The sequence below is a fragment of the Rahnella sp. EDr1-12 genome (genome assembly GCF_049206505.1).
Taxonomy (GTDB): domain Bacteria; phylum Pseudomonadota; class Gammaproteobacteria; order Enterobacterales; family Enterobacteriaceae; genus Rahnella; species Rahnella rivi.
Genome location: NZ_JBLZNY010000001.1, coordinates 378,553 through 391,495 on the forward strand (window position 1 = coordinate 378,553; position 12,943 = coordinate 391,495).

The 12,943-nt window shown below is 53.7% G+C and carries 12 protein-coding genes, 1 pseudogene and 1 other annotated feature; of the genes and pseudogenes, 10 read left to right on the forward strand and 3 right to left on the reverse strand.

What is annotated here, in order from left to right; translation table 11 throughout:
* Positions 1 to 12: 12 nt before the first annotated feature.
* Positions 13 to 936: an RNase RNM gene (gene rnm / locus ACO0U8_RS01590; RefSeq protein WP_056780715.1), complete on the reverse strand. Its 924-nt coding sequence runs from the start codon at positions 934 to 936 to the stop codon at positions 13 to 15.
* Between the two features lie 327 nt (positions 937 to 1,263).
* Positions 1,264 to 1,366, forward strand: a sequence feature (Trp leader region).
* 42 nt (positions 1,367 to 1,408) lie between these two features.
* On the opposite strand from rnm, the gene ACO0U8_RS01595 reads away from it, so the two are divergent.
* The 6 genes and pseudogenes from ACO0U8_RS01595 (at position 1,409) to ACO0U8_RS01620 (ending at position 8,542) form a co-directional block, all read left to right on the forward strand.
* Positions 1,409 to 2,971 carry an anthranilate synthase component 1 gene (locus ACO0U8_RS01595; protein WP_421670149.1) on the forward strand — a complete coding sequence of 521 codons (1,563 nt, stop codon included), beginning with the start codon at positions 1,409 to 1,411 and terminating at the stop codon, positions 2,969 to 2,971.
* Between the two features lies 1 nt (position 2,972).
* Positions 2,973 to 4,576: pseudogene (gene trpD / locus ACO0U8_RS01600) on the forward strand (bifunctional anthranilate synthase glutamate amidotransferase component TrpG/anthranilate phosphoribosyltransferase TrpD).
* 3 nt (positions 4,577 to 4,579) lie between these two features.
* Positions 4,580 to 5,944: a bifunctional indole-3-glycerol-phosphate synthase TrpC/phosphoribosylanthranilate isomerase TrpF gene (gene trpCF, locus ACO0U8_RS01605; RefSeq protein WP_421670150.1), complete on the forward strand. Its 1,365-nt coding sequence runs from the start codon at positions 4,580 to 4,582 to the stop codon at positions 5,942 to 5,944.
* Between the two features lie 41 nt (positions 5,945 to 5,985).
* A complete protein-coding gene (trpB, locus tag ACO0U8_RS01610; protein ID WP_421670662.1) occupies positions 5,986 to 7,179 on the forward strand; it encodes a tryptophan synthase subunit beta in 1,194 nt (397 codons plus the stop codon).
* Positions 7,179 to 7,985, forward strand: coding sequence for a tryptophan synthase subunit alpha (trpA, locus tag ACO0U8_RS01615; protein WP_136375053.1), 807 nt, complete (start codon positions 7,179 to 7,181; stop codon positions 7,983 to 7,985). The genes trpB and trpA overlap by 1 nt, the downstream gene beginning before the upstream one ends.
* A gap of 242 nt (positions 7,986 to 8,227) precedes the next feature.
* On the forward strand, positions 8,228 to 8,542 hold the full coding sequence (locus tag ACO0U8_RS01620; RefSeq protein ID WP_056780743.1) for a BON domain-containing protein: 315 nt from the start codon (positions 8,228 to 8,230) through the stop codon (positions 8,540 to 8,542).
* 67 nt (positions 8,543 to 8,609) lie between these two features.
* Here ACO0U8_RS01620 and ompW read toward each other — a convergent pair whose 3' ends face one another.
* A complete protein-coding gene (gene ompW / locus ACO0U8_RS01625; protein WP_136375054.1) occupies positions 8,610 to 9,242 on the reverse strand; it encodes an outer membrane protein OmpW in 633 nt (210 codons plus the stop codon).
* A 291-nt stretch (positions 9,243 to 9,533) separates the two neighbouring features.
* Here ompW and ACO0U8_RS01630 point away from each other — a divergent pair, with 291 nt between their 5' ends.
* From ACO0U8_RS01630 to yciA, 4 genes are all read left to right on the forward strand, one after another.
* Entirely contained in the window at positions 9,534 to 9,899 is a 366-nt protein-coding gene (locus ACO0U8_RS01630) for a YkgJ family cysteine cluster protein (protein ID WP_056780749.1), read from the forward strand.
* A 122-nt stretch (positions 9,900 to 10,021) separates the two neighbouring features.
* Positions 10,022 to 10,774: a YciC family protein gene (locus tag ACO0U8_RS01635; RefSeq protein ID WP_056780752.1), complete on the forward strand. Its 753-nt coding sequence runs from the start codon at positions 10,022 to 10,024 to the stop codon at positions 10,772 to 10,774.
* Positions 10,775 to 10,873: 99 nt separating this feature from the next.
* Entirely contained in the window at positions 10,874 to 11,413 is a 540-nt protein-coding gene (locus tag ACO0U8_RS01640) for a septation protein A (protein ID WP_056780754.1), read from the forward strand.
* 74 nt (positions 11,414 to 11,487) lie between these two features.
* Positions 11,488 to 11,928, forward strand: coding sequence for an acyl-CoA thioester hydrolase YciA (gene yciA / locus ACO0U8_RS01645; protein ID WP_056780758.1), 441 nt, complete (start codon positions 11,488 to 11,490; stop codon positions 11,926 to 11,928).
* Positions 11,929 to 12,008: 80 nt separating this feature from the next.
* Here the strand turns inward: yciA and ACO0U8_RS01650 are convergent, their stop codons facing one another.
* Positions 12,009 to 12,740 carry an energy transducer TonB gene (locus tag ACO0U8_RS01650; protein ID WP_122095516.1) on the reverse strand — a complete coding sequence of 244 codons (732 nt, stop codon included), beginning with the start codon at positions 12,738 to 12,740 and terminating at the stop codon, positions 12,009 to 12,011.
* Between the last annotated feature and the right edge of the window lie 203 nt (positions 12,741 to 12,943).

Here is a 12,943-nt window from a genome sequence, read left to right on the forward strand (position 1 = left end):
TCCGGTCAGGCATCAGACCGGTTCAATTTCAGGCTGTGTCATCGCAAGCGGCCAGTGTTGCCATACCGGTTCAACGCCTGCGGGAAGCCAAAGTTTGCGGCCAAGCTCAATCCACGAACAGGGCTGATGGAAATCTGAACCCTGCGAGGCCAGTAACTGATAATCACGGGCGTAGGCTGCCAGCTGCGCACGCTCATTCGGTGCCTGCTGACACTGGGCGACTTCCATCGCATCACCGCCCTGCTCAGCAAAATACGCCAGTAAGCGTTTCAGCCACTTGGTCGAAAGATCATATCGCCCCGGATGGGCGACGACGGCCTGTCCGCCTGACTGATGAATCGCATCAATCGCTTGTTCTATTGTACACCACTGTGGCGGAACGTAGCCGGTCTTGCCTTTGGCGAGGAATTTTTTGAACACCTGCGCGATGTTATCCGCCGCGCCGAATTCCACCAGATAGCGGGCGAAATGCGCACGGGTGACGGCTCCGCCGTTGGCCAGACGCAGCGCGCCTTCCCAGGCACCGTCAATGCGTGCTTTCGCCAGCCGGTTGCCCATTTCCTGCGCGCGTTGCTGACGCAAACCGGCCTGCGCACTGAGTAAGCTCATCATCGCCGGATGCTGCGGATCAATGCCCAGCCCGACAATGTGTATCTCATGGTTTTCCCACAAAGTGGAAATCTCAACGCCATTAATCAGCACCAGCGGCAATTGCTGCTGCGCAATCGCCTGCGCCGCACGTGCCAGCCCTTCGGTACTGTCGTGATCGGTGATCGCCAGTACGCCGACGCGCATTTCAACCGCCCGCGCGACCAGTGCTTCAGGCGTTAAATAGCCGTCCGACGCCGTGGTATGGCTGTGGAGATCGTAAAGCGTGAAGGCCGTGCTGAGGTTCTGGTCGTCTTTCGGGGGTGAAACTGTTGTGGGTAAAGTCATCGTCACGTCGGGGATTTAACCTTTTCTGAATGCAGTTCATATCATAACGCGTTAGGCCGCCTCACGTTAGGGCTATCTTGCCGATGTTTTCACCTCGCCGTTACGCACTGTTACGGTGCGATAACATCTGAGCGCACTAAAGTTGTGAAATCCGCTGAAAAGAGGGTTGACTTTATATCCGTGAACTAGTTTACTAGTACGCAAGTTCACGAGGCAGTTCGCTGAAGAACGTCGTGACAAACCGATTCAGAAAGCTTAGTTTTTAAAACCATAGCTTTCATAAACTAACAAGAGTGTCTGATGATGAAAATTCACATGATGGCGGTTCTCAGCTGGTGGCGTACTTCCCCTTGTCGGGCGGAGTAATCACGCATAGCTGTCATCAGACGCTGCAAGATTTCCGAAGCCCGCTTAATGCGGGCTTTTTTATGGCCGTTTATTAGAAAACGTTGATAAAAATTCAGGAAGCAAAATGACAACTCCAACACCTCGTTTAGAATTGCTGACCGCGCAGGGATGTTATCGCGGCGACCCGACGGCCATTTTTCATCAGCTGTGCGGCGCGCGTCCTGCGACCCTGCTGCTTGAGTCCTCCGAAGTGACCAGTAAAGAAAACCTGAAGAGCCTGCTGATTGTTGACAGCGCCCTGCGCATCACCGCGCTGGGTTTGCAGGTGTCCATTCAGGCCCTGACGCCGAACGGTGCCTCTTTACTGCCGCTGATTGATGCCGCGCTGCCTGCTGAAATTCGCAATGACGTCCGCCCGAATGGCCGTGAACTGACGTTCCCTGGTATCGATCAGATGCAGGATGAAGATGCGCGTTTGCGTTCCCGTTCAGTGTTCGACGCGTTACGCAGCATTCTGACCTGCGTTGAATCTCCGGCAGAGGAGCGTGAGGCGATGTTCCTCGGCGGGTTGTTTGCCTATGATCTGGTCGCCGGTTTCGAAGATTTACCTGCATTAACCTCCGACCAGCGTTGCCCGGATTTCTGCTTCTATCTTTCTGAAACGCTGCTGGTGCTCGATCACCAGAACCGCACCTGTCGTTTGCAGGCCAGCCTGTTTACGCCGTCGGCTGATGAGAAACAGCGTCTGTATGCCCGCCTCGAACAACTGCAACATCAGTTGCAACAGCCACCGCACGCCATCCCGCAGCAGAACGTGCCGGAAATGCAACTGAGCGTGAACCAGAGTGATGAAGAGTTCGGTGCTGTGGTTGAGAAAATGAAAGTGGCCATCCGCGCCGGTGAGATTTTCCAGGTGGTGCCTTCGCGCCGTTTCTCCCTGCCTTGCCCTGCTCCGCTGGCCGCGTATGAAACGCTGAAAAATAACAACCCTAGTCCGTACATGTTCTTTATGCAGGACAACGATTTCACGCTGTTTGGCGCCTCCCCGGAAAGCGCGCTGAAATATGACGCCACTAACCGCCAGATTGAAATTTATCCGATTGCCGGGACCCGTCCGCGCGGCCGCCGTGCCGATGGTTCGCTGGATCTGGATCTCGACAGCCGCATCGAACTGGAAATGCGTACCGACCACAAAGAGCTGGCCGAACATCTGATGCTGGTGGATTTGGCGCGTAACGATCTGGCACGTATCTGCGAGCCGGGCAGCCGTTATGTCGCCGACCTGACCAAAGTGGACCGGTACTCTTTCGTGATGCATCTGGTGTCCCGTGTGGTCGGCACGCTGCGTCATGATCTCGACGTACTGCACGCCTATCAGGCGGTAATGAATATGGGCACGCTGACCGGTGCGCCGAAAGTGCGCGCTATGCAGCTGATTTCGGCTTCCGAACAAACCCGCCGCGGCAGCTATGGCGGCGCGGTGGGTTACTTCACCGCCCACGGCGATCTGGATACCTGCATCGTCATCCGCTCTGCTTACGTTGAAGACGGCATCGCCACCGTGCAGGCTGGCGGCGGTGTGGTACTGGATTCCGTACCGCAGGCCGAAGCCGACGAAACCCGTAATAAAGCCCGTGCTGTACTGCGCGCCATCGCCACTGCCCACAATGCCAAAGAGGTATTTTAAGATGGCCGATATCTTACTCATCGATAACGTCGATTCCTTTACTTACAACCTGGTCGATCAGTTGCGTTCAAGCGGTCACAACGTGGTGATTTACCGCAATCAGATCCCGGCTGACGTGATTATCGAAAAACTCAGCCAGCTGGAAAAACCGGTGCTGGTACTCTCTCCGGGACCGGGCACCCCGTCAGAAGCCGGTTGCATGCCTGAATTGCTCAAACGTCTGCGCGGTCAGTTGCCGATTATCGGCATCTGCCTCGGTCATCAGGCGATTGTGGAAACCTACGGGGGTTTTGTCGGTCAGGCAGGTGAAATTCTGCACGGCAAAGCGTCTTCGATTACGCATGATAATGAAGGCATGTTTGCCGGGATGAACAACCCTCTGCCGGTGGCGCGTTACCACTCGCTGGTCGGCAGCCAGATCCCCGACGGGCTGACCGTCAACGCACGCTACGGCGACATGGTGATGGCAGTGCGTCATGAAAAAGATCGCGTATGCGGTTTCCAGTTCCATCCGGAATCCATTTTAACTTCACAGGGCGCCCGTCTGCTTGAGCAGACACTGGCCTGGGCTTTGGCGTAAGGAGAGCGATCATGCAAACGCAAACTATTCCCGGCATTCTGGAGAATCTGTATCGCGCACAGCCGATGACGCAGGAAGAAAGCCAGCAGTTATTTACCGCCATCGTCAATGGCGAACTGGAACCGGCTCAGTTAGCGGCAGCCTTAATCAGTATGAAAGTGCGTGGCGAGCAACCGGCTGAGATCGCCGGTGCGGCAAAGGCGCTGCTGGCGCATGCCGAACCGTTCCCGCGCCCGGATTATCCGTTCGCGGATATCGTCGGCACCGGCGGCGATGGCACGAACAGCATCAACATTTCTACCGCCAGCGCCTTTGTGGCGGCTGCCTGTGGTGCGCGTGTGGCGAAACACGGTAACCGCAGCGTATCCAGTCGTTCCGGTTCATCGGATTTACTGGCCGCGTTTGGTATCCGTCTGGATATGCCGGCGGAAGGATCCCGCGCGGCGCTTGATGACCTGAACGTGTGTTTTCTGTTTGCGCCGCAGTATCACACCGGTTTTCGCCATGCGATGCCGGTACGCAAATCACTGAAAACCCGCACCCTGTTTAACGTGCTCGGCCCGCTGATTAACCCGGCACGTCCGCCGCTGGCGCTGATAGGCGTTTACAGCCCGGAACTGGTGTTGCCGATTGCAGAAACGCTGCGGGCACTGGGTTACGAGCGTGCGGCGGTGGTTCACGGCGCAGGTATGGATGAAGTCGCGATCCACGCAGCCACGCAGGTGGCCGAGCTGAAAGACGGCAAAATTACCACCTACGAGGTCACGCCGCAGGACTTCGGTCTGGACAATTACCCTATTGAATCCCTTCTCGGCGGCGAACCGGAAGAAAACCGTGACATTCTGGCACGCTTATTACAAGGTAAAGGTGATCCGGCCCATGAAGCCGCGGTAGCCGTCAATGTGGCGATGCTGCTGCGCCTTTTCGGTCAGGAAGATTTAAAACAAAACGCACAACAGGCATTGGCCGTCATGCGCAGTGGTGAACCCTACCAGCGCGTGTTGGCATTGGCAGCAAGAGGATAAGTGATGCAGCAGGAAACCGTGCTCCACAAGATTGTTCGCGACAAAGAAATTTGGGTCGCGGCGCGTAAAGAACAACAACCGCTGGCCAGCTTTCAGAATGAAATAACTCAGAGCCAGCGCAGTTTCTACCATGCCCTGCAAGGCGCAAGAACGGCCTTTATTCTGGAGTGCAAACAAGCCTCTCCGTCGAAAGGGAAGATCCGCGAAAACTTTGATCCGGTAGAAATCGCCAGCGTGTATAAAGACTACGCCTCCGCTATTTCCGTATTAACCGACGAAAAATACTTCCAGGGCAGTTTCGATTTCCTGCCTCTGGTCAGCAAAACCGCCACGCAGCCGGTGCTGTGCAAAGATTTCATTATCGACCCGTATCAGATCCATCTGGCCCGTTTCTATCAGGCCGATGCGATTCTGCTGATGCTGTCAATTCTGGATGATGATCAGTACGTTCAGCTTGCCGCCGTCGCCCACAGCCTGAATATGGGCGTGCTGACGGAAGCCAGTAATGAAGAAGAACTGGATCGCGCGGTGCAACTGAAAGCCAAAGTGGTCGGCATCAATAACCGTGATCTGCGCGATTTGTCTATCGATCTCAACCGCACCCGCGAGCTGGCCCCGCGTGTACCGCACGGCGTCACCGTCATCAGCGAATCAGGGATCAACACCTACGGGCAAATTCGTGAGCTGAGCCGCTTCGCCAATGGTTTCCTGATTGGCAGCGCGCTGATGTCTGAACAGAACCTGAACAGCGCGGTACGCCGTGTGCTGCTGGGTGATAATAAAGTCTGCGGGCTGACCCGCGCTCAGGACGCCCGGGCCGCGCATGAAGCCGGTGCCATTTACGGCGGGTTGATTTTCGTCGAGGGGTCACCGCGTTTTGTGACACACACGCTGGCGAAAGAAGTACAGAACGGCGCACCGCTGAAATATGTCGGCGTATTCCGTGACGAACCGGTCAGCAACGTGGCTGAAACGGCTCAGACACTGAACCTGGCCGCCGTGCAGCTTCACGGCGAGGAAAGCCAGACGTACATCGATGAACTGCGTGCGGTGCTGCCAGACAATATTCAGATCTGGAAAGCGCTGAGCGTTAAAGACAGCATCCCGTCACGCGACCTGCATAATGTTGACCGCTACGTGCTGGACAACGGCAAAGGCGGCACCGGTTATCGTTTCGACTGGAGCAAGCTGGCCGGTCAGGATCTGAGCAACGTGCTGCTTGCCGGTGGTCTGAGCGCAGATAACTGCGTCGAAGCCGCGCAGCTCGGTTGCGCGGGGCTGGATTTCAATTCCGGTGTTGAAAGCGAGCCGGGCATCAAAGATGCCGAAAAAATCACCGCCGTATTCCAGACATTGCGGGCGTATTAAGCCGCACGCAATGACGCAAAAATTGACAGACAGGACGGAATATCATGACTTTACTTAATCCCTACTTTGGCGAATTTGGCGGCCAGTATGTGCCGCAAATTCTGATGCCTGCGCTGGCGCAGCTGGAAGAAGCTTTTGTCAGCGCACAGCGCGACCCTGAGTTTCAGGCTGAATTCATTGATTTACTGAAAAACTATGCGGGCCGTCCGACGGCGCTGACGCTGTGTAAAAACCTGACGGCTGGCACCAAAACCAAGCTGTACCTTAAGCGCGAAGATTTACTGCACGGTGGTGCGCACAAAACGAACCAGGTGTTGGGTCAGGCATTGCTGGCGAAACGCATGGGCAAAACGGAGATCATCGCCGAAACCGGCGCCGGTCAGCATGGCGTGGCGTCAGCACTGGCCTGTGCCCTGCTCGGCCTGAAATGCCGCATTTATATGGGCGCCAAAGACATCGAGCGTCAGTCCCCGAACGTGTTCCGTATGCGTCTGATGGGTGCAGAAGTGATCCCGGTACACAGCGGCTCCTCCACGCTGAAAGATGCCTGTAACGAGGCGCTGCGCGACTGGTCTGGCAGCTATGAAACCGCCCACTACATGCTCGGCACCGCGGCAGGTCCGCATCCGTATCCGACCATCGTGCGTGAATTCCAGCGCATGATCGGCGAAGAAACCAAAGCGCAAATGCAGGAACGCGAAGGCTGCCTGCCGGATGCGGTGATCGCCTGTGTCGGCGGCGGTTCCAATGCCATCGGGATGTTTGCTGATTTCATCGACGACACCAGCGTGAAGCTGATTGGTGTTGAACCGGGCGGCCTGGGCATTGAAACCGGGCAGCACGGCGCACCGCTCAAACACGGCCACGTGGGTATTTATTTTGGTATGAAAGCGCCGATGATGCAGACGTCAGAAGGCCAGATCGAAGAGTCCTATTCTATCTCCGCCGGTCTGGATTTCCCGTCCGTCGGACCGCAGCATGCGCATCTCAACAGCATTGGCCGTGCGGAATATGTCTCGATCACCGATGACGAAGCGCTGGAAGCCTTTAAAGCTTTGTCCCGCTACGAAGGGATTATTCCGGCTCTTGAATCCTCACATGCGCTGGCACATGCACTGAAAATGATCAAAGAAACACCGGAGAAAGAACAAATTCTGGTGGTGAACCTGTCGGGTCGCGGTGACAAAGATATTTTCACCGTACATGACATCCTGACTGCCCGGGGAGAAATTTAATGGAACGTTATCAGCAATTATTCGCGCGTCTGGAAAGCAAAAAAGAAGGCGCGTTTGTTCCTTTCGTTACGCTTGGTGACCCGGGCGTTGAGCTGTCACTGTCAATCATTGATACGCTGATTGAAGCCGGTGCCGATGCGCTGGAACTCGGCATCCCTTTCTCCGATCCGCTGGCCGACGGTCCTGTTATCCAGAATGCTAACCTGCGTGCCTTTGCTGCCGGTGTGTCGCCGACGCAGTGCTTCAATATGCTGGCGCGCATTCGCGAAAAACACCCGGACATCCCCATTGGCCTGCTGATGTACGCTAATCTGGTTTTCCATAACGGCATTGAAACCTTCTATCAGCGCTGCGCTGAAGTGGGCGTCGATTCTGTGCTGGTGGCTGATGTGCCGTTTGAAGAGTCTGCGCCATTCCGTGCAGCCGCGCTGCGTCACGGTATCGCCCCCATCTTTATCTGTCCGCCTAATGCGTCAGACGATTTGCTGCGCGAGATCTCCTCGCACGGCCGCGGCTACACGTATTTGCTGTCACGTGCTGGCGTGACCGGCACTGAAAAGCGTGCGCTGACGCCTCTGAATCATCTGGTCGATAAGTTGCGTGAATATAACGCCGCGCCACCTCTGCAGGGCTTCGGTATTTCCGAACCTGCGCAGGTCAAAGAAACCCTGGCCGCAGGCGCAGCAGGGGCTATTTCCGGTTCTGCGACCGTGCGTATTATCGAAAACAATCTGCACCAGCCTTCCGAAATGCTGGCTCAGCTTTCCCGTTTCGTCAGTGAAATGAAAGCCGCCACCCGCGCATAACCGATATAAACAGAACGTGAGAGGTTAAAACACTCGCGTTCTGTCTCTTTTCACCTCTTTGCGATTTTTCTGCACTTAAATAGTTGCCTATTTATTTGTATAAACCCCATGAATAAACCAAACTAAAATCACTCACCAAGCCTATGATTATACGGGCTCTGACCGCATCGCTTGCGTGAGTTCAGGCCTTATGTGTACTGATCGTTTCTTTTGGTTTTATAACAAAGCATGGAGAGTTATTTATGAAGCTATTCAAGACCTTGTCTGCGTTCTGCATGGCAGCCGTTGTGGTAATGGCCGTTGCCGCCTGTGCGCCAACAAAAAAATCAGAAGGAACCGGCGGTTATATCGATGACACCGTGGTGACGACGAAAGTGAAATCAGCCTTACTGGCAGATAAAACCATCGCATCGCGTGAAATCAGCGTCGAAACCTTTAAAGGTCGCGTACAGCTGAGTGGCTTTGTGACGTCAACCGCTGATGCTAACCGTGCGGTAGAAGTGACGCGCGGCGTGGCCGGTGTTCGTTCAATTGAGAACGACATGCGTCTGAAGTAATCAGGCTTGCCGGAAATAAACGTGAAAGAGGCGCCTGAGCGCCTCTTTTTTATGCCTGTATCGTCGATCAGAAACGGTAGCCGACGCCAAACATAAAGACCCACGGGTCAATCCGGGTGTTGATGTTTTGCTGCTCGCCACCGGCTTTGAATTTCACTTCCGTATCAATATCCATCCACCAGACAGACATGTTGATCAGCCAGTTCTCATCGAGGTTGTAGTCAAGACCGGCCTGCGTAGCCACGCCCCAGGAGTCTTTTACGCTCAGGTCTGACAATCCCGCATCGCGGCCAGTCTGGTTAAAATTTGTGTCGTAAAAGGTGGTGTAGTTGATACCCACACCGAGGTACGGACGCAGTTTATCCAGCTTATCTCCGAAGTAGTACTGCGCCATCAGCGACGGCGGCAACTGTTTTACTTCCGCGATGGTGCCGGTGCTTTTCAGCCCGACTTTATGCTGAAACGGCGTGGCGGCCAGTAACTCGACGCCGATGTTATCGGTAAACATATAGCCGAGTGTCATGCCCATCTGCGTATTGTTATTGATATCAAAAGAACCCAGTCCAAGTACATTGTCTGATCCTTCGGTCGGACGAACCGTGGCTGTTCCTACGCGAAAAATCACATCCCCTGCCTGATGTGCGTTCGCCACTGCCGGAAATGCCGCTGCCGCGACGAGTGCCCAATATGCTGCTTTCATTATCCCTTCCCTTTGTATGGATTAGTATTCACCGCGCGAATGATACCCACTCTGTGGCATGGTTTGATCTACGCGGGATCACATCTTTAAAACAAATTTTCACAAATTGCATCTTTAGCAAACCGATCTAAATCTATAAAAACAAAGGAATTGATCTACATCAAAAACGAGGGAATTTGTTGAGTTCACAAATGCAGCGAATATCTGTTGCTTAAAAAAAAGGCACTGCGTAGTTTGGACAGTTCTGTGGATTTTGGTTTGGTGCCGTAAAGGAGTCGGCCGCTTTCCAAAATGAGCGAAATGAACAATCCGTGTATGACCTGTGGCGCATGCTGTGCGTATTTCCGGGTATCCTTTTATTGGGCTGAATCTGAAGAGGCTGGCGGACAGGTTCCGCAGGCGTTGACGGAGCAAGTCACTCCCTTTTTGAGTTGTATGCAGGGCACTGGCAGTAAGTCACCGCGCTGTATCGCTCTGGAAGGTGAAGTGGGTCAGTCTGTTTCCTGTTCCATTTACCTTAATCGCCCCTCACCCTGCCGCGAATTCGATCAGTCGGGTTTGAATGACGTGAGTAACTCCGCCTGTGACCGCGCCCGTGCGCATTACGGCCTGCCCCCGCTGGAAGTGAATTTACCGTTACCTGATTTTGTTAGCTGATGGCTTCAGGCAGCAAATCATCATGCAAAATGACAGGAAGTCAGCGCAAAACTATCGGCGGAGTGTATTTAAAGGGTACAATCCCCGCCTTATTGATTTTTGCTTTTTGCCAAGGAGCGTTCATGCCTATCACGGCCAGTACGTTGTACCGTGACAGTTTTAATTTTATGCGTAATCAGTTGGGTAGCATTTTGCTGCTCTGCGTGCTGACCGCATTAATTACCGTCATCTTGAACCAGATTTTCATGCCTGGCAGCGACCAGCTTAGCGTGCTCAGTGCAGGCAGCGACGATTTGCTGAGTAACACCGGCATGAGTATTCAGGAGCTGGTTCAAAGCATGTCGCCTGACCAGCAGAAAGTGTTGCTTCAGGTTTCTGCAGCGGCCACTTTTTCTGCGCTGATCGGCAATGTGTTACTGGTTGGCGGAATGTTAGTTCTGCTTCAGCAGGTTTCCGGCGGAATGCGGACCAGCGCGCTGCGGGCACTTGGCGCTGCGGCACCGATTATGCCTCGCCTGTTCGGTCTGATGCTGATTTGTACGCTGCTGGTGCAACTGGGCCTGACATTGTTCGTCGTTCCGGGCATTGTGCTGGCGGTGGCGACGTCCCTGTCTCCGGTGCTGTGCGTTAATGAAAAACTCGGCGTGTTCAAATCCGTAAAAGTAAGCAGCAAACTGGCGTTCGCGAATCTGCGCTTAGTGGTTCCGGCGATCATGTTCTGGCTGGCAGCAAAAATGGTGCTGTTGCTGGTGGTGAGCCGCCTGGCGATGCTGTCTCCTGACGTTGCCGCGGTGATCCTGAGCGCGCTGAGCAATCTGGTTTCTGCCTTATTGCTGATTTATCTGTTCCGTCTTTACACAAAATTACGCGTGTAATATTTACAACTCTTTTTAAAGGGCGCTCAGGCGCCCTTTTCTTTTGTCCGCGAAATGATTCCGGTATAGTCATCCCATACATAAAACATGGAATGAAGTATGAAGCAGCTCCTCGATTTTCTTCCCCTGATTGTCTTTTTTGTGGTTTATAAGCTTTACGACATTTTCGTCGCATCAGGCGCGTTAATCGCTGCCACGGCGCTGGCGCTGGTCATCACCTGGGTGGTGTACCGTAAAATTGAAAAAATGACATTAATCACCTTTGCCATGGTTGCCGTGTTCGGCACCCTGACGCTGGTTTTCCATAATGATGAATTCATTAAATGGAAAGTGACCGTGATTTACGTGCTGTTCTCCGGCGCACTGCTGATAAGCCAGCTGGTGCTGAAAAAACCGCTGATTCAGCGAATGCTGGGCAAAGAACTGACATTACCCGATCACGTGTGGAATAAACTGAATGTCAGCTGGGCGATATTTTTCCTGCTCTGCGGTCTGGCGAATATTTACGTCGCATTCTGGTTACCGCAAAATATCTGGGTTAACTTTAAAGTGTTCGGCCTGACGGTCCTGACGCTGGTATTTACCCTGCTGAGCGGGGTGTATATTTACCGGCATATGCCGGATGAAGAAAAAAAATAAGTGTTCTCCTGTCTGGGCCTTTCTCTGAAAGGCCTTAATTTTTGAAATCATTGAACTGTGTGAAGCCACTCTCTATGAACGAAAAACATAGCTTACCTAATGGTGAAATGGTGCTGCGTACGCTGGCAATGCCCGCGGATACCAATGCGAATGGCGATATATTTGGCGGCTGGTTAATGTCGCAGATGGATATGGGTGGTGCGATTCAGGCCAAGGAGATCGCTAAAGGTCGCGTGGTGACAGTGCGGGTGGACGGCATGACGTTCCTCAAACCTGTCGCCGTGGGAGATGTTGTATGTTGCTACGCACGCTGCATCCGCACCGGCAACAGCTCCATCACCATCAATGTGGAAGTCTGGGTTAAGAAAGTCTCCTCCGAGCCCATCGGGCAGCGTTACAGAGCCACTGAAGCGGTCTTCACGTATGTTGCCGTGGATGAAGAAGGCAAATCGCGCCAGCTTCCAGACGGCCGAAGTAATTTCAGCGTTGATTCTGACGGTGTGTCGCAGGATTAATAAAACGCCGTCATGCTTAAGAAACAAAAAAGGTCGCCTGTTAAAGAGCGACCTTTTTTATCCGCTACAGAAAGCGTGGCTTACTCGACGGACGAACCACCTTCCACTTTGAATACCAGATTAACCACCAGGTTACTGGCAGCCTTCGGTTCATAGCGCCACTTACGCATCGCCTGCTTCACTTCTCGTTCAAACATATTGCGAGGTTCCGCTGAGAGAATACGCACATTCTCCACGCGACCGTCACTGTCTACATCAAACTGCACGCGGACACGGCCATCGATGCGTAACGCTAAAGCACGCGCCGGATAGAACGGTTTGCCACGTTCAAGGGGACGCGGACCGCTGGAACTTTGCGTGTTACTTGACGCTGGCGGCTGGTTGGCCGGTTTGGTCACGGGCTGATTGCTGGTCACCGGTGCCGTCTGAACTGTTTGTGTCGGCTTTTCTACCGGACGCTCAACGGGTTTTACCTTCGGCTTCACCACCGGTTTTTTAACCGGTTTCGGCTTAGGTTTTGGGGGTTCCGGGATCACCACGGCTTCCGGCGGAGGCGGTGGCTCTGGAACCACTTCCGGCTCTGGTTCAGGTTCCGGCGGTGTCGGTTCTGCCTGAGGCGGCGGCGGTGGTGGCGCAAAGTCAGCAGGATTGACCATCGTCACACTCATGACTTTCTGTTCCTGCACTGGCAGCTTGAGCGCGTCACTCACCGTGACATAAAGCACAGCGGCAATAACTGCAGCATGTAAGCCGACGGAAAGTGCCACCGGCAAAGAAACCTTGCGAATAAACCTAAACTTTTTTAGCGGCATAATGATTCTTTTTCCCCGTGAAGCCGCAAGTTTAAATGTAAATAGCAATCATATTCAACACCGAGATGACAACTATTCTCAAATAACCTCTGCCTTGATCCCGCGCAAAGCACTTTCATCCGGCTTCAGGTTTAGCTATGTTAATTCTGCACATCACTCTGCCCGCACTGAACCCGGACAGAATGCTTATTAAAATCAAATTA